General features: G+C 46.8%; 16 protein-coding genes and 4 tRNA genes. 3 read left to right on the top strand and 17 right to left on the bottom strand.

The features are described from left to right. Positions 1-14: 14 nt before the first annotated feature. On the bottom strand, positions 15-701 hold the full coding sequence (locus AB4124_RS11355; protein WP_215164057.1) for a uracil-DNA glycosylase: 687 nt from the start codon (positions 699-701) through the stop codon (positions 15-17). A 207-nt stretch (positions 702-908) separates the two neighbouring features. Continuing rightward, positions 909-994, bottom strand: a tRNA-Leu gene (locus AB4124_RS11360). Positions 995-1,338: 344 nt separating this feature from the next. Here AB4124_RS11360 and AB4124_RS11365 point away from each other — a divergent pair. From AB4124_RS11365 to AB4124_RS11375, 3 genes are all read left to right on the top strand, one after another. Next, positions 1,339-2,103 (top strand): polysaccharide deacetylase family protein, encoded by a 765-nt coding sequence (locus AB4124_RS11365; RefSeq protein WP_076320669.1) that lies wholly within the window; start codon positions 1,339-1,341, stop codon positions 2,101-2,103. A gap of 364 nt (positions 2,104-2,467) precedes the next feature. Further along, positions 2,468-3,067 (top strand): TetR/AcrR family transcriptional regulator, encoded by a 600-nt coding sequence (locus AB4124_RS11370; protein WP_430112770.1) that lies wholly within the window; start codon positions 2,468-2,470, stop codon positions 3,065-3,067. A 119-nt stretch (positions 3,068-3,186) separates the two neighbouring features. Next, entirely contained in the window at positions 3,187-4,392 is a 1,206-nt protein-coding gene (locus tag AB4124_RS11375) for an MFS transporter (RefSeq protein WP_379406518.1), read from the top strand. A gap of 94 nt (positions 4,393-4,486) precedes the next feature. On the opposite strand, the gene AB4124_RS11380 is transcribed toward AB4124_RS11375, so the two are convergent. The 15 genes from AB4124_RS11380 to carB all read right to left on the bottom strand — a co-directional run bounded on the left by AB4124_RS11380 (position 4,487) and on the right by carB (position 16,098). Continuing rightward, positions 4,487-4,663, bottom strand: a complete 177-nt coding sequence (locus AB4124_RS11380) for a hypothetical protein (protein ID WP_339292867.1) — start codon at positions 4,661-4,663, stop codon at positions 4,487-4,489. Between the two features lie 261 nt (positions 4,664-4,924). Beyond that, on the bottom strand, positions 4,925-5,110 hold the full coding sequence (locus AB4124_RS11385; protein WP_441972894.1) for a hypothetical protein: 186 nt from the start codon (positions 5,108-5,110) through the stop codon (positions 4,925-4,927). Further along, a complete protein-coding gene (locus AB4124_RS11390; protein WP_441973038.1) occupies positions 5,092-5,367 on the bottom strand; it encodes a DUF421 domain-containing protein in 276 nt (91 codons plus the stop codon). The genes AB4124_RS11385 and AB4124_RS11390 overlap by 19 nt, the downstream gene beginning before the upstream one ends. 1,048 nt (positions 5,368-6,415) lie before the next feature. After that, positions 6,416-6,486, bottom strand: a tRNA-Ile gene (locus tag AB4124_RS11395). A 443-nt stretch (positions 6,487-6,929) separates the two neighbouring features. Then, positions 6,930-7,097 (bottom strand): hypothetical protein, encoded by a 168-nt coding sequence (locus tag AB4124_RS11400; protein ID WP_430112763.1) that lies wholly within the window; start codon positions 7,095-7,097, stop codon positions 6,930-6,932. A gap of 1,341 nt (positions 7,098-8,438) precedes the next feature. After that, positions 8,439-8,549 carry a YjcZ family sporulation protein gene (locus tag AB4124_RS11405; protein WP_372238779.1) on the bottom strand — a complete coding sequence of 37 codons (111 nt, stop codon included), beginning with the start codon at positions 8,547-8,549 and terminating at the stop codon, positions 8,439-8,441. Positions 8,550-8,898: 349 nt separating this feature from the next. After that, a tRNA-Ile gene (locus tag AB4124_RS11410) sits at positions 8,899-8,972 on the bottom strand. A 55-nt stretch (positions 8,973-9,027) separates the two neighbouring features. Further along, positions 9,028-9,104 (bottom strand) — tRNA-Met (locus tag AB4124_RS11415). An 82-nt stretch (positions 9,105-9,186) separates the two neighbouring features. After that, positions 9,187-9,351: a hypothetical protein gene (locus tag AB4124_RS11420; protein ID WP_164817394.1), complete on the bottom strand. Its 165-nt coding sequence runs from the start codon at positions 9,349-9,351 to the stop codon at positions 9,187-9,189. A gap of 329 nt (positions 9,352-9,680) precedes the next feature. Beyond that, positions 9,681-10,487 carry a hypothetical protein gene (locus tag AB4124_RS11425; protein WP_441972897.1) on the bottom strand — a complete coding sequence of 269 codons (807 nt, stop codon included), beginning with the start codon at positions 10,485-10,487 and terminating at the stop codon, positions 9,681-9,683. Between the two features lie 217 nt (positions 10,488-10,704). Continuing rightward, positions 10,705-11,289: a TetR/AcrR family transcriptional regulator gene (locus tag AB4124_RS11430; RefSeq protein ID WP_076320663.1), complete on the bottom strand. Its 585-nt coding sequence runs from the start codon at positions 11,287-11,289 to the stop codon at positions 10,705-10,707. Positions 11,290-11,313: 24 nt separating this feature from the next. Then, positions 11,314-11,457 carry a hypothetical protein gene (locus AB4124_RS11435; RefSeq protein ID WP_179090565.1) on the bottom strand — a complete coding sequence of 48 codons (144 nt, stop codon included), beginning with the start codon at positions 11,455-11,457 and terminating at the stop codon, positions 11,314-11,316. 39 nt (positions 11,458-11,496) lie between these two features. Next, positions 11,497-12,138 (bottom strand): orotate phosphoribosyltransferase, encoded by a 642-nt coding sequence (gene pyrE, locus AB4124_RS11440; protein ID WP_441972899.1) that lies wholly within the window; start codon positions 12,136-12,138, stop codon positions 11,497-11,499. Next, complete coding sequence (pyrF, locus tag AB4124_RS11445; RefSeq protein ID WP_441972901.1) at positions 12,135-12,872, bottom strand: orotidine-5'-phosphate decarboxylase; 738 nt, start codon at positions 12,870-12,872, stop codon at positions 12,135-12,137. The genes pyrE and pyrF overlap by 4 nt, the downstream gene beginning before the upstream one ends. 19 nt (positions 12,873-12,891) lie before the next feature. Beyond that, positions 12,892-16,098, bottom strand: a complete 3,207-nt coding sequence (gene carB / locus AB4124_RS11450; protein ID WP_441972903.1) for a carbamoyl-phosphate synthase large subunit — start codon at positions 16,096-16,098, stop codon at positions 12,892-12,894.

The following is a 16,098-nucleotide window of genomic DNA, read 5'->3' on the forward strand; positions in this document are numbered from 1 at the left end:
TCACCTCTCGCGGATTATTCATCTCCATCGCCCGGTGTGCTTGGGATGTCCCAATTCACCGGATCCATACCCTTTTGCATTAAAAAAGCATTCGATGCTGAAAATGGACGACTACCGAAGAATCCTTTATGCGCTGCAAATGGACTCGGATGACTGGACTCAAGCACCTTGTGCCGGCTTCGGTCTATGAAAGAACCTTTCTTCTGTGCGTAACTGCCCCATAATATAAAAACCATTGGCTGATCACGTTCATTCAGTTTCGCAATAACCGTATCGGTGAATGTCTCCCACCCGATCCCTTTATGCGAGTTCGGCTCGCCTTCGCGAACCGTAAGCACTGCATTGAGCAGCAGTACTCCTTGATCCGCCCACGATTGCAAGGAACCGTGACGGGGAATCGAGATTCCCAGATCCGAAGCAAGCTCCTTATGTATATTTCGTAAAGACGGAGGAATCGTAACCCCGGGCGAAACGGAAAAGCTCAGTCCCTGCGCCTGCCTACGACCGTGATAAGGATCTTGTCCCAAAATAACGACTTTTGTCGATTGGTACGATGTTTGCTGAAGAGCCCGAAATATATCTTCCTTGGGGGGATACACCGTGCTGCGCCGGTATTCCTCGTCCACCCGTTCCATCAAAGCTTGAAAATAAGGCTTATCCATTTCTCCCTGCAGAATAAGGTCCCAATCATTGTTAAACATCCGCATGTCTCCTCTCTCCTCTCACACAGGCCAGCATGGAATCATAAAAGAATGCGATTTCTATAATCGGAACACCATAACATCTTCCGTTCAATTTGAATCCAATAACAACACTCATCATGAATTGACCTTATGTCGATTTAAAAAAATAAGCCGGCACCCATACGGGGGCCGACTTATTTTGCATCTTACCAGACGCTGTTATAATGCCGAGGACGGGGGTCGAACCCGTACGGTAGTCACCTACCGCAGGATTTTAAGTCCTGTGCGTCTGCCAATTCCGCCACCCCGGCATATTTATCCGCGCATGTTCCTAGCGTCGTTCACGTTCACTTACATAGCCGAAGGTACGCGTGGGAATCGCAATATATTGCGATCTCATTCCGATATCTAGGTGTGCACATTTCGTCTTAGCGACAAAATTGATAATACCATGTCCAACCATGTGATGTCAATATATGAAACTCATAATTTTTGGCATCACCTTACTTAATAGCTTGAACCACCGCTTTAATTCATCGATTCAAAGGCTTCCGTATGCCATAAAGAATAATTTTACCGTTATCGCCAAATGATAAATAGGCTTGCATTGTCATATGCGAAGACTAGAACAGCCGAGAAAAGGATACCCCTCACCATGAAAAAACTCTCAACCGTCGTATTAATCGCTCTCTCCATTTCTCTTTGCTATCCGAAAGTTGTTAACGCCGAGCATGCACCATCCGCTTCCAAAGGCAGGGATTATTATGAGGAACGCGGCGAGATTGTATGGGAAGTCCCCACACAAAACAAAGTAATTGCCCTTACCTTTGACGATGGTCCGGACGAACAGAATACCATTCAAATTCTGGATCTGCTAAAGCAATATGACGCTAAAGCTACCTTCTTCGTTGTTGGCAACCGGGTGGAGAAACACCCTGAGATCGTAGCGCGAGAGCTGCAGGAAGGACATGAGATCGGCAATCACTCATACTCCCATCCTCCCTTTCACAATATTAACGTCAGCAAGTTAACGAGCGAACTGAACCGTACGCAGGATGCGATTTTTCATGCAACTGGCATTCGAACCGTTCTGTTTCGTCCACCCGGAGGCAGTTATAATGAAGCGATTGTCCGCACGAGCAAGGATTTCGGTATGCTGACCGTATTATGGTCATGGCACCAGGATACGCTGGACTGGCGAAAGCCCGGCGTTAATCGGATTGCCAAAAAAGTGCTGGATAATGCCCATAATGGAGACATTGTTCTGATGCACGATTTTGTGCCGGGTAGTACACAGACAGTTGAAGCCCTCAAAGTGATTCTGCCGGAGCTGCAAAAGAGAGGCTACGAATTCGTGACCGTTTCGGGGCTGCTGTCCTATCATGAGAAATCGCGTAAGTTCATTGAAGTAAACCATTAAAGGAAATAAATCACGTTCTATAATAACCGCTACCTACTGATGGTAACGGTTATTTTTTGAAACCGACTGGATCCGATAACACAGAGTCCAATTTCGGATCCTCCTCAAGTGGAAATGTCTTGCTAGAGCGCCGGCTGAGCAATATGGAGCTCCTCCTCTGCGGAATGACAATATTCGTACCCAGGTTACGGAGCAGGCCGCTACTTCCTTTACGCTCAAGGGCGATATCCTGGAATTAAAAACGCCCCTATGGAGGTCTCCAGCGAGAGGTCTTGAATAAATTAATTGTATTTGGTAAGATACAGAACGAACGTTCAGTATATAAATTTTGAAAAGCTCGCAAAGGGTATAAGGGGGTGCATGCGTGAATAAAAAACAACAACAAACGGAAGATACCAAGCGACGCATTGCCGAAGCCGCCAAGGCACTTTTTATGCAGAAGGGTTACAAATCCACGTCCATTGAGGAAATCGTTGAAGCCACCGGCAGCAGCAAAGGGAATATCTATTATCATTTCAAGAGCAAGGAAGGGCTGTTTCTGTATCTGATCGAGGAATGGGACCTCGAGTGGGAACAGAAATGGAACAGTAAAGAGCAGCATTACACCACCACCGTTGACAAGCTATACGGAATAGCGGATCAATTGGTGTTTGATGATCTGAACCACCCCTTCTCCAAGGCGCTTGATGAATTTATGAACAGCAATGGAGATGTTACCGAGGAAGTAGAGCAGCGAATCGTCCAGATTATTCGGAGCCATTTGGAATTCGATCAAAGATTGCTGCAGCAAGGGATTGATCGCGGGGAGTTTGAGAATCATAATGTGGAGCAGCTATCCGTCATCTTTGAGAGCCTCATTGTTGGTTTAAGCCAGATGTCCCGGATAACGAAGGTGGAAAATGCGCTTGCCCTTTATCATGCCGCCATCAAAGTATTTCTGCATGGTATTGAAAAGAAATCATGAAAAACAACACCCTTTTTTCACACTCTATTACAAACCGAACGTTCAGTATATAAATAATCGAATTACTATCATTTTCATCATGTCATTATTAAATCGTCTTTTATTTTGGAGGAATCATCATGTCATTACTGATGCGAAACAATGGAGCCATCCTGCTCCTCATGTTCAATATATTTCTAGTCTTCACCGGCATCGGGCTCGTCATACCTATTATGCCAACCTATATGACGGAACTGCATATCAGCGGAAGCACGGTAGGCATGCTCGTTGCCGCTTTTTCATTAACACAGCTGTTATTCTCGCCACTTGCGGGTAGATTGTCGGATACCATGGGTCGTAAAAAAATCATCATCTCCGGCATGATTGTGTTCGCTATATCGGAATGGTTGTTCGGAGCTGCCAGCACACCGCCGCTCCTGTTTGCATCGAGAATGCTCGGCGGTATTGGCGCTGCGCTCATTATGCCTGCTGTTATGGCCTACACGGCTGACGTGACTTCGAATGAGGAACGTGCCAGGGGCATGGGGTTCATTAATGCTGCGATTACGACAGGCTTCATCATCGGACCGGGCATCGGAGGGTTTATCGCCGAGTTTGGCATTCGCGTTCCTTTCTACGCTGCGGCTGTTGCGGGAGGAATTGCCGCACTGGTAACGCTGCTGCTGCTTCCGGAATCATCCACCAAACAGGAAGCACCTACCGTGCTGGGACGGAAGAAGGAGAGCATGGTTGTCCAGCTGGTACGTTCTTTCAAAGAACCTTATTTCTTAAGTTTGATCATTGTATTTGTGCTCTCTTTCGGCCTTGCCAATTATGAAACGGTGTTCGGCCTGTTTGTGGATCATAAATTTGGGTTCACCCCTAAAGATATTGCCATGATCATCACATTTGGATCGATTGCGGGTGCCGTCGTCCAAGCGACTATTTTCGGTTGGATCCTGAACCGGTTCGGTGAGAAAAGAGTCATTACGCTCAGCTTGCTTACCGCAGGAATCTGTATCCTGTTAACCCTGTTTGTGCATAAATACTGGCTGATATTCCTTGTTACCTTCCTGGTCTTTCTGTCGATCGACATCTTACGTCCCGCTATCGGTACGCAAATGTCCAAGCTGGCGAAGGATCAGCAAGGCTACGTGGCCGGTCTGAACTCGGCCTATACCAGCCTGGGGAATATTGCAGGACCGCTGGTAGCAGGGTATCTGTTTGATTTGGACATCAACTTTCCCTACATCTCCGCGTCCATCGTCCTCATCCTCTGCTTCTTCCTGGCCATGCGTGCCGGCAGAGCCTGGGCCGCAACAGAGGCTGTCATGAGTGAACGGTAACGAAGGATAACTTCGTTCCTCAACGTTTATAGCCAATCATTAAACAAGACACCCCGGAAGCTTCTGGCGGTGTCTTGTTTTTGGTTATGTATTTTTAATATGCCACCAGGACGATCATCGCCAATAAAGCCACAAGCGCAAACAAGAGAGCCCATCCCAATTCGAACCGTCTTTTTTCTTTATATGCCTTAAAGGCTTTCCGTGACTCAAATACGAATACGACCATCAAGAAGGCAAGCAACACAGGCAATCCCCACGACTGATTTAACACCCACTCTGACACCTTAATCCCCCATCCTATATCTAAAATGAGCTGCATCCAACCAGCAGCAGTTGTATAAATAAGCGTATCCCCCAATGATTCTATTAAAATGTACCGTATGTCGCCCCCGATTACAAATCTCGCTTAAAATATATATCGAAAAAGACTCCACCGGCATTGTTGGTGGAGTCTTACGTTAAAGTGAACCGCGGTGAGTTTTTCGCTTCGGTTATGTTTGTTTCGCTAAAGTCCTGATCATGCCGCTCAGCTTCACTCTACGTCAATTGGATGTTGTATCTTATCCTTATAAAAATCGAGATACAATTGACCGTCCGTTCCCTTAACTGTATAAAAAACATCTTCAATATTTTTGTTCCGGTCTTTTAATTTATCATGAACCCAATCGGGGGAGAGATCATTTACCTTTAGATTCTTCTCTAAAAGTTGTCCATCCATGATAAGCTCAATCGGAAACTGTTGATTCCCTTTTTCATATCTTTTAAAGTTACATTCTGGTATTCCTTTTTCTTCATCACAGATATCATTCCATTGATCTCTAATACGCCGTACTCAACTTCCGAGATATCAAAAATATCTTTTTGTCGTAACATCTGATTTACTGTATCTAATGTTAATTTATTTTTCTTTAGATTCTCTTCAAGAATCTTCCCACCCTCTATAAGTATACTCGGTGTCCCTTCAGCCCACGGAATTTACGGTTCTTCACAACGAGCTTTGATAAAAGATAGGATGTAAATGTAAAAACGGCAAGCGAGATGAGTAGTTGTATTACCTGCAATTTTTCATTGAAAGCAAAATTTGCAGCAAGGATAGCAAAGTTTCAAGAATATACTCTAATTGAACTTCTAATTAATCGGTGATCTCATTTAATTTTCTTTTGAGCTCTAAGTTCATAATGAAATTATACTTACTTGCATGTTTAAATTCGTCTGTTAAAATCTCAAATACCATGTCCCTAAAGTACCTGTATGGCATCCCGGCTCTAATATTACGGTATTTTCCACTACCCTTAATTCACCCATTAAGGCTTTCTCTACTCCCTCTATAAATGAATTCAGTCGTCGGAGCCACTGAAACTAAATAATCATAAAACAACTCGTCTTCTCGCTCGCCTGAAACGGCTTGCTCAATTAATGCAAGTGTCTCATCTAACGATTTATAAGAAGTTTTTTGCGATGCCTTTTTATTTTCGATACGATACAAAGTATTCAAAATCTCATGCAATGTCAGGGCGGATATGCTCTATGGACAAAAAATAACCCCACCAGCCTAAGCAGTAGGGTTCTTCTGCGTGTTTCCACTCATAGTGGAGTTAAGTAAGTGCATTGTGGAGACATCGATCATTGAACAAGATAACCTCCTCAGGTTATTCAACACGGTTAATAAAAATACAGTTTGTTCTGCTGCTTGGAGTATAATTATTTTTAATGAGGGGTGACTGCTAATGAAAAAAGCAATCGTTCGATGGTTTATTGTTCTGTTAGCTTTGTACATCATTGGGCATATACTATTTGATTTTGGCGAAACACGGTTGATGAGAATCATTACAGGTTCGATTGGCCCTGCGCTATTTGTAAGCATACTAATTTACAAGAGTATGAGAAACGAGGACGAAAAATAGTCGTTTTTTAAAATGCAAAAAAGAACCCTACATTTAAATTTTCACCATAATATTTTTACTCAACGGAACAGCCCTATGAACAGCAAAAGACCCTTGCATCGCAAGGGTTTTCGATAAAGTGGGCCCTGAGGGACTCGAAACCTCGACCAGTCGGTTATGAGCCGACCGCTCTAACCAACTGAGCTAAGGAAAACGTTTTTGCGGGGTACAGCCAGTTTAGTTACTTCATTATATATAGATTTAGAACTGCAAATGTTTTCGTGTGTTTTTAATGTTTTGTCAGCAATTGCGTTAGACCACTAGCCGTCAAAGTTTATTGTTTTATAATTCCTATACGAGAGGTGATTGAATCAATGTCGCAAAATTGAATGGGTGTACGTGACCATCGTTTAATGTAGTGTGCCGATCTGCTCCTTCTTCAGCCGCTTGGTACTACCTTCATATTCATGTACGTGTCTCTGTACCTTTACACGTCTCTTCACCTGTTTTGTAGATGTTATTCTAACCTTCTTTATTGCTGGCCGTTTCTTCTGCATCCGTTGTATGCCTCCTTAAATTTAAACGACTTACAACATCCTATTTAGACATACATGGTTATGTGCAAGGCCATTATTAGGACTACTCTAATAGTTTTTATAGTTCATCTTTCTGCAATTCGATATCTATTTCAATCAGCTTCTTAAGATCATCCACTGTCTTATTCTCGATCCGGCCGTCCTGAAAATCCTTTACCCTTTTGGCTATTCCGGCTTTGAAGAGCTCGTGCAGCATTAGCAAATTCTTACTCTCAAGTGTTCCCATTGTCGTTCCTCTCGGCTTTCAGTTATGATGGAATGCGAGATAGCGGATGTCAGATAAATTGCACGCGGCGGGCCGCTATCTCAGCCGGGGGATACCCTGGACTAAGGGGAGGACGTGTCAGCGTCCTCCTTTTGATATGTCTTGGCATAAGAAAAACCGCCCAATCATTAGGCGGTTTGTTCTAAACTATAGTGTCCCATTTGCTTAGTCAGCTAAGTACGTCGATGAGGAGCACATCATTTTAAAAAAATCGGTCATCAAAAAAGTCGTCTACTCCTCAACATACCGGTTGCGGCGAATTAAAGTCGAACATGGCGATGATTACGACATCGGCAACGTTATAGCGTTCGCAACCGATTGAACTTAGAGCTACTACCGGACTAATTTTCTAGTCCAATTTCGATACGTGCAAGGACACCTGCTGGATTATCTCCGCTTCTGTTTGCATTTGACGGGAAGTTAAAAGCGGCGATCACAATATCATTTGTACCTCTCCGAAGGAAACGCCTAATATTAAACGATCTTCCCGGATTAAAGAATGAAACATTGTCCTGCGGATTGTCGATAACTACCGGCCGTCCATTTATTAAAACGATGGCAAAGTTATCAACGGACAGGAATAAGCTAGCTCTCTCTTCTAGGCGCTTGTAGTTGTTTGGCCGTACTATTTGCCTTTCCTAGTACTGTTCTTTTGTGCATTTTATGCTTCCTCCTTTATTATCAACGAATCTTTAACATATATATAAGTCCATGGATTTAATGGATCTGGACAAATGATTAGTCAAATTGCTCAATTTCCTCAAATGAAAATAGCCCCCCCGTAAAAACGGAGAGCTGTCTCACATTTTGCTTGGTGACCATAGAATCAAACCAGCTACATAGAGTTCTTGCCGATCGTCCAGGTCAACAACTAACACCTCCAGCTCTGATAGCCCAGCTCATGAACCATAATCTTATACCGTTGATGCCCTGTTGGTTTCTATATATGGATGCACGACAAATAAGGGGCACACGCCAACGCTGTGCCCCTTCTCTACTATTTTCTGCCCTTGTCACGATATCATGTTCGCAGACAAATAAACACGCCTTAGACATCTTAAATTTTGTCATTTGAAATAAATACCTGATCGTGCGCCTTTTTCAAAAAAAACTTTTTCAGTTCCTTTAACTACAGCACTGATCTCCTCGTTGTTTGATGTTCAGTTTATGTACAATGAACTTAATCAAAAACGGGGACGGAAAGTGGCCGTCCCCGTTTACCGAATTGGGGATACCGCATGGGTGCAGTATCGTAATTGGTGAATTAAATTAATTCAATGAATGCTTCATTCAGGTGCTTAGTTAAATCCAAAAAGTTCCCAAGATAATAACCAAGAGAATAAATAAAACCAGAACAGTACCTACTGGATTCCCGTATCCGCCGTAACAAGATTTTTCGTAACTCACCGATATTTACCTCCTTGCTTTGTGGAATGGTACAGTTTATGTACATAGACGGACTTAGTCTGGACATTTCGGCAATCATGATCAGAATGTGCTAATGTACCATAAATAGGACTGGGAGGGGTTCTTTACATCGCGGTCTACTTGAAGAACGGACGTATTAGCCATACTCTCAGTGCCTTCAGCTATCTGAAAGTCGCAGTTGAACGCCTTGGAATGACCACAGCAATGTTCAATGAACGATACTGTCGATCAATAGCCGCCGTTAGCAAATGCGTTTTTCACCATAGTTTTTCACTCAACTAAACAGCCCTATAAACAGCAAAAAACCCTTGCATCGCAAGGGTTTTCGATAAAGTGGGCCCTGAGGGACTCGAACCCCCGACCAGTCGGTTATGAGCCGACCGCTCTAACCAACTGAGCTAAGGGCCCTGAACATACATGTACACATAAACATAAGGACGTCATACATACATCGTTTAAAAATTGGTTGCGGGGGCAGGATTTGAACCTGCGGCCTTCGGGTTATGAGCCCGACGAGCTACCGAACTGCTCCACCCCGCGTCAATGCTGTATCAAACAGCGACAAGAATAAATATACACCATTTCCCTATAATAAGTCAAGTGCTGTTTTAATGGAATTTTCTCAAGGCATAAACCGCACGCCATAGCGACCCTTTTTGGAACGGTAAACCTCCACCATCCGCGGATCATGGTACCCGAACAGCCAGCCATCCTGCTCCAAACGTTTAGCGAAGCAGCCCGCCTGAAATTTGCTTGTATACAGCTTTCCGTAATATACCCAGTTCATCCTATGCGACTCCTTACCCGAATGATAATGTAATGCTGTCATATTATATCCAAACTTCCACAAAAAAACCGAAATCCAACAAACTTCTTTTGCGGCTGCTCAAGCGCCAGAATTTGCTTAAGACCGTAGATCACCAGCTTCTTCTTGCCTTCTTTCAAAATGACAATCGATCCGTTTGGCAGCTGCTGTTGTTGCGTCGTAATTATCCTCTCGTTTTCTTGCTCCTCCGGTGCGGTGCCGCAGGCATACGGCCCCGGTTCATTTTGTTCAGAAACGCGGCGTTCCGCTGCTTCTTCGGCAATCCCAGTACGGGATAATGAGCTTTCAGCTTATCCATATTGTTCTGGATGAAACTTAATGCGCTCAATCACCGCGCCAAGCTCCCGTATGATTTCCGTTACCGTGGCGCCCCAAATTTGATCCTGTTCGCCTTCATTGCGAATTAGCCAATTGGAATGCTGTCCTCTTAACAGTTCGATTCCCTGTATTCGGCAGTTCAGATCCGGACAATAGTACGCTGTAAAGGTAGCGTATCTCTCCGGATGGCTGACACAATCGGCCAAGGCGGAGACAACCGATTCCGGGTAGCCTTGGGCAAGCAAGTACTTGCGAGGCTCCTGCTCCCCTTGCTCGGCACTCATCCATTGCTGAAACCAGCCTTTAGGCATTGCCAATGGAGCTGTATCACGGTTCTTCCGGTCCTCCAGCTGCAGATGATTGATGATTTTAAGCCAAGCTTCCGAAGGGGTTCCCAGCGCTTCCAGCACATAGACCCTCTCACCGTCAGGCTCGCTTTCAATATCGGCCTTTACCACCAGACTTGAACTGTAATAAATGAAACACTCCTTCGGCTCCTTGTCCGAACCGGACACCCTCATATGTATCGTTAACAGGGTCCGGCTGCATACTTCTATGTATTCCAGCAGTTCCTGCACAAGAACCGGCTCGCTGTCACCCGTATCAATCAAGTCTTTCTCCTGCAGCTCCTGCTCAATCTTGGCCACTTCTATGGGCATCTCCTCGGTCAACGTTCCACGAAAAGGGTCCTCTAACCCAATAACAGCCCGCGCACCGACAATGCCAGTAAGTACAAAGAATTGTTTGCCGGTCAGTTGGATCCTTGACGGAATTTCCAAAGATCTCTCCTCCTTACGGTCAGCCCCGCCTATTTTGTGTTAAAATCTGAAGTTATCATTACTATTATAGGTGAGACATCTCCTTGCCCTCTACCAAGTCGTGGCCCTAAATTTATAGGAACATATACTCAAATCAGCCGATTTTCAAACTGCTCAACAGTAAAATTTCATAAAAAAACATTCCCGGGTCGAAATCACCTCTGGAATGTTCTTGTACTCATGTTAGATTAGACGGATCTTCCTGCTGGATAATACCGTGATAAAGAATCGTCATCAGCTGTTCACTGATCACGTTCAGGCTCCCCAGACCATGGTACCATTCGTTCCGGGCTGTAAATTCCTTGATAAAAGTAAGGAACGCAACCAATACCTGGGGAGAGATGTCTTTCCGTATCTGTCCAAGCTGCTGGCCTTTAAAGATCAGCATTTCAAATTCCGGAACAACGAATTTCTGGTTGAATTGGAGCAGCTTGTCCATCTGCTCCGGGAATTTGGCCAGATCCGCCACAAATTTCTGCGAGACAAACGCCGAAAATTTGTGCTGATCCTTGTAGAAGACGGTTAACGCCTCAAGCGGATCTTTTGCCTGGTCCATCATATCGCGGTAAATCGCCATGAGCTCGTCAACCATCCGGTCCACGACATGATCCAGTAAGCCCTCTTTGCTCTGATAGTAGTTATAAATCGTCATCTTGGAAACGGGGACCGCTTCGGCAATCTGCTCCATACTCGTCTGTAAAATCCCCTGCTCCAAAAACAACCGCTTCCCGGCTTCAAGCACTGCTTCTTTCTTAGCATTCATCTGTTAGACTATATCCCTTCTATATCAGCATAAGGACACCGATGGCTGGCTACCAGCCGCGTACAGTCCTAATGTAACGATCCAGCCTGCCGCTGTCAACCCGGCACCCACCATGGATTGTCTTCTCCACATTACAATAAAAAAAGCCGTCGCTCTGCGATAACTCACAAAGACGACAGCCTGATGATCTTAGCTGGTATAAGTTGTTTACACGCCAAAGGAAGTTGGATTCGATCTCCAGGATTGAAGAAGCTCCACATCCTGTTCCTGAATCCGATTCTCGGATAGCGCAACATCAATCAGCGCTCCGTAATTGGACAAGCTCTGCAGCGGAATCCCGGCTTCAGCGAAAGCTTGTACCGCTTTATCCAGCTGGTAGCTGAATATAGCCAATACCACCAGCGGCTCTGCCCCTGCATCCTTGACCGCTTGCGCCGCTTTGAGCGAGCTGCCGCCCGTGGAGATCAAATCCTCGATCACAACCACCTTCTGACCTGGCTTGATCAAGCCTTCGATTAGGTTTTCCTTGCCATGACCCTTTGCTTTGTCCCGAATATAGGACATGGGCAGGTTCATCTTCTGGGATACAAAGGCTGCATGCGGAATCCCGGCTGTGGCCGTACCGGCAATGGCCTCGGCCTCCGGATATTGCTCCCCGATGACGGCTGCGAACGATTCAGCAATGTAGTCGCGAATCTCGGGATAGGACATCGTCAAGCGATTGTCACAGTAGATCGGGGACTTAATTCCCGACGTCCACGTAAACGGCTGGTGAGGTCTAAGAGAAACGGCCTCAATCTTCAGCAAATAAGATGCGATCTGATGTGGAATATTCGCGAGTGTACTCATGCTTGAATCATCTCCTCAATAATCTGTTTTGCAGCTTGTCTCGGGCTCGGGGATTCCGTAATGGGACGGCCGACAACCAGATAATGACTGCCCTTGCGGATGGCTTCCCCTGGCGTAAGGACCCGAGTCTGGTCTCCGATATCCGCACCGGCTGGACGGATACCCGGTATAACGGTCTTAAACGCTTGGCCGCATGCGGACCGAATGGCCTCCACTTCAAGCGATGAAGCGACGACGCCATGCAGTCCCGCTTGCTGAGCCAGCTTCGCATATCGTACGACCGCATCCTCTACCAAACCCGGGATGCCGATTTCGTTATTCATGACATTCTGACTCGTACTAGTCAACTGGGTTACCGCAATGATCGTAGGCATGGCAAGACCCGGGGTGTCCGCCACTGCGGCCTCCGCCCCGGCTTTTGCCGCCTGCATCATGAGAGCGCCGCCGCTGGCATGAACATTAAACATGTCCACACCCAGCCGCGTTACGCTGTTCGACCCACCTTTTACCGTGTTCGGAATATCATGCATCTTCACATCCAGGAACACGGAATAGCCTTTTGCTTTTAATTCTTTAACAAAATCGGGACCGGCAGCGTAGAACAGCTGCATACCGACCTTCATATAACACGGGATACCCTCCAACTGCTGCACTAATGCTTTCGCACACTCGGCATCGGGGTAATCCAGGGCCACCATCAGGCGGCCCGCCATTTCATTGTAGCTGGCGTTCATCTATATCCCTCCTTCTCGATTAAACCGGCATCGCTTCAGAGGAGAAGTTGATGGTCTCCAGCATCGTCAGAAGCTCACGAACCGTATCGAGCGAGGTCATACATACCACACCGTTTTCTACCGCTTCACGGCGAATTCGGAATCCGTCACGCTGCGGCGTTTTACCCTTAGTCAATGTGTTGAAGACGAAATTCGCTTCGCCTGTGCGGATCATATCCAGAATATTCGGTGTTCCCTCGGACAGCTTATTAATGATGGTCACGTTAAGACCCGCCTCTTTCAATGCTGCAGCCGTGCCGCCTGTGGCGATGATTTTATAACCAAGCTTATGGAAGCCTTTCAGCAGTGCTGTAGCTTCAGCTTTATCTTTATCTGCGATGGTAGCGATGATCGCACCCGTTGAAGGAATTTTCATGCCTGCACCGATCAGACCTTTGTACAGCGCTTTGGCATACTTCACGTCACGGCCCATCACCTCACCGGTGGATTTCATTTCCGGTCCAAGTGTAGGCTCAACGCGGCGAAGTTTAGCAAAGGAGAAGACCGGTACTTTAACCGATACATGCTCGCTTTCCGGCCACATGCCTTCCTCGTATCCAAGATCCTTCAGCTTGCTGCCCATGATCGCCTGTGTTGCCAGGTTCGCCATCGGGATGCCTGTTACCTTGCTCAGGAACGGAACCGTTCGGGAAGAACGTGGATTCACCTCGATCACGTACACTTCATTTTTATAGATAACGAACTGGATGTTAACAAGTCCGCGTGTATTCAGCTCTTTGGCAATTTTGATCGTAATTTCGGCAATCTTGTCTTTCAGCCCCTGGGACAAGTACTGCGGAGGGTATACCGCAATCGAGTCACCGGAGTGAACGCCTGCGCGCTCTACATGTTCCATGATGCCTGGAATCAGCACCGTATCGCCATCGCAGATCGCGTCTACTTCCACTTCTTTACCCATCATGTAACGGTCGATCAGAACCGGATGGTCCGGGTTAATCTTAACCGCCTCTTTCATGTAACTCAGCAGCTCGCTGTCGGAGTATACAATCTCCATCGCGCGTCCACCGAGTACATAAGATGGTCTTACCAGAACGGGATAACCCAGTGATTGCGCAGTTTCTACAGCATCATCAACTGAAATTACAGTTTTGCCTTTCGGTTGGGCAATCTCGAGTCTGGACAGAAGCGCTTCGAATTTTTTACGGTCCTCAGCTTCGTCAATGCTTTCCAAGCTGGTACCCAGAATCTTCACGCCCGCTTTGCTGAGCGGCTCAGCGAGGTTAATTGCTGTCTGCCCGCCAAACTGTACGATGACACCGATCGGTTTCTCCTGCTCGATGACGTTCATGACATCTTCGAGGAAGAGCGGTTCGAAGTAGAGTCGGTCCGACGTATTAAAGTCAGTGGAGACGGTCTCCGGGTTGTTATTAATGATAACCGCTTCGTATCCCGCCTTCTGGATCGCCCATACAGCGTGCACTGTGGAGTAGTCGAACTCGATCCCTTGACCGATCCGGATCGGTCCGGAGCCCAGCACGATGACCTTCTCCTTGGCGGATTCGATGACTTCATTCTCCGTTTCGTACGTCGAGTAGTAATACGGCGTCGTTGCTTCAAACTCCGCTGCGCAAGTATCCACCATTTTGTAAACCGGGCGCAATCCATGCTCGCGACGCAGGAATCCGATAGACTCCTCAGTTGTATGCGTGCTGGCATTGCCTTCTGCGCGAAGTTCGGCTATCGCACGATCCGTAAAGCCGAGTCGCTTCGCTTCGTACAGCGTTTCGTAAGTCAGTGACGCTTCGCTGCGAATGTGATCTTCGTATTGGATCAGGAGCTCGATCTTGTCCAAGAACCACCAGTCAATCTTTGTCAGGTCCTGAATCTGCTGGAGTCCATACCCCCGGCGGAACGCTTCTGCAATCAGGAACATCCGCTCATCGTCGGCTTTGATCAGACGCTGCTGAAGCACTTCATCGCTCAGCTCATTAGCGCCCTTCAAGTAAAGGCGGTGCACACCGATCTCCAGAGAACGAACTGCTTTATGGATCGACTCTTCGAAGGTGCGGCCAATCGCCATCACTTCGCCGGTTGCTTTCATCTGAGTTCCCAGCTTCCGGTTTGCGTGGATGAACTTGTCGAATGGCCAGCGTGGAATTTTGCTGACGATATAGTCCAGTGTAGGCTCAAAGCAAGCATAAGTTTGTCCCGTTACCGGGTTGACGATCTCGTCCAGGGTGTAACCCATCGCAATTTTTGCTGCCATCTTCGCGATCGGGTAGCCCGTTGCCTTGGAAGCAAGGGCAGAAGAGCGGCTGACCCGAGGGTTTACCTCGATGACATAATATTGATAGCTGTTTGGATCCAGCGCGAATTGCACGTTACAACCGCCCTCAATGTTCAGGGCGCGGATGATTTTCAGCGATGCAGATCTGAGCATTTGATACTCGCGATCGGACAGAGTCTGGCTTGGTGCCACGACGATGCTGTCGCCAGTATGAACGCCGACCGGATCAAAGTTCTCCATGTTACATACCACAATGCAGTTGTCGTTCGCGTCGCGCATAACCTCATACTCGACTTCTTTCATACCTGCGATGCTCTTCTCGACCAAACATTGCGTGATCGGGCTGTAACGAAGTCCGGAGCTGACCGTTTCACGCAGTTCCTCTTCGGTTGCGCAGATACCGCCGCCGGTGCCGCCCAAAGTGTATGCCGGGCGCACGATCAGCGGATATCCAATCTCATTTGCGAAGTCAATCGCCTCTTCCAGAGTCGTTACAATCGTGCTTTCCGGTACGGGCTGATCGAGTTCACGCATCAGCTCACGGAACAAGTCGCGGTCTTCCGCTTTCTCGATGGACTCCAGCTGCGTTCCGAGCAGCTTCACATTCTCCTGCTCCAAAATACCTGCGCGTGCAAGCTCAACGGCCATATTCAGGCCCGTTTGCCCTCCAAGCGTCGGGAGCAATCCGTCCGGACGCTCTTGACGGATGATCTGTGTAACAAATTCGAGCGTAATTGGCTCGATATATACTTTATCCGCCATGTTCGTGTCCGTCATGATGGTCGCCGGGTTGCTGTTAATCAGCACAACCTCGATACCTTCTTCTTTCAATGCTTGGCAGGCTTGGGTTCCAGCGTAGTCAAATTCCGCTGCTTGCCCGATGACAATCGGACCGGAGCCGATGACGAGAATTTTTTTCAATGTATCATTTTTAGGCAT

The organism is Paenibacillus sp. 2KB_20 (genome assembly GCF_052115765.1).
Lineage (GTDB): Bacteria > Bacillota > Bacilli > Paenibacillales > Paenibacillaceae > Paenibacillus_AQ.

Bases quoted from the DNA above. Each gene is read 5' to 3' on its own strand.
- AB4124_RS11355 (WP_215164057.1), bottom strand. From the start codon at position 701: ATGTTTAACAATGATTGGGACCTTATTCTGCAGGGAGAAATGGATAAG.
- AB4124_RS11430 (WP_076320663.1), bottom strand. From the start codon at position 11,289: ATGAATGCTAAGAAAGAAGCAGTGCTTGAAGCCGGGAAGCGGTTGTTT.
- carB (WP_441972903.1), bottom strand. From the start codon at position 16,098: ATGCCTAAAAATGATACATTGAAAAAAATTCTCGTCATCGGCTCCGGT.
- pyrF (WP_441972901.1), bottom strand. From the start codon at position 12,872: ATGAACGCCAGCTACAATGAAATGGCGGGCCGCCTGATGGTGGCCCTG.
- AB4124_RS11365 (WP_076320669.1), top strand. From the start codon at position 1,339: ATGAAAAAACTCTCAACCGTCGTATTAATCGCTCTCTCCATTTCTCTT.
- AB4124_RS11375 (WP_379406518.1), top strand. From the start codon at position 3,187: ATGTCATTACTGATGCGAAACAATGGAGCCATCCTGCTCCTCATGTTC.
- AB4124_RS11400 (WP_430112763.1), bottom strand. From the start codon at position 7,097: ATGGGAACACTTGAGAGTAAGAATTTGCTAATGCTGCACGAGCTCTTC.
- pyrE (WP_441972899.1), bottom strand. From the start codon at position 12,138: ATGAGTACACTCGCGAATATTCCACATCAGATCGCATCTTATTTGCTG.
- AB4124_RS11420 (WP_164817394.1), bottom strand. From the start codon at position 9,351: ATGAACTGGGTATATTACGGAAAGCTGTATACAAGCAAATTTCAGGCG.
- AB4124_RS11385 (WP_441972894.1), bottom strand. From the start codon at position 5,110: ATGGATGGACAACTTTTAGAGAAGAATCTAAAGGTAAATGATCTCTCC.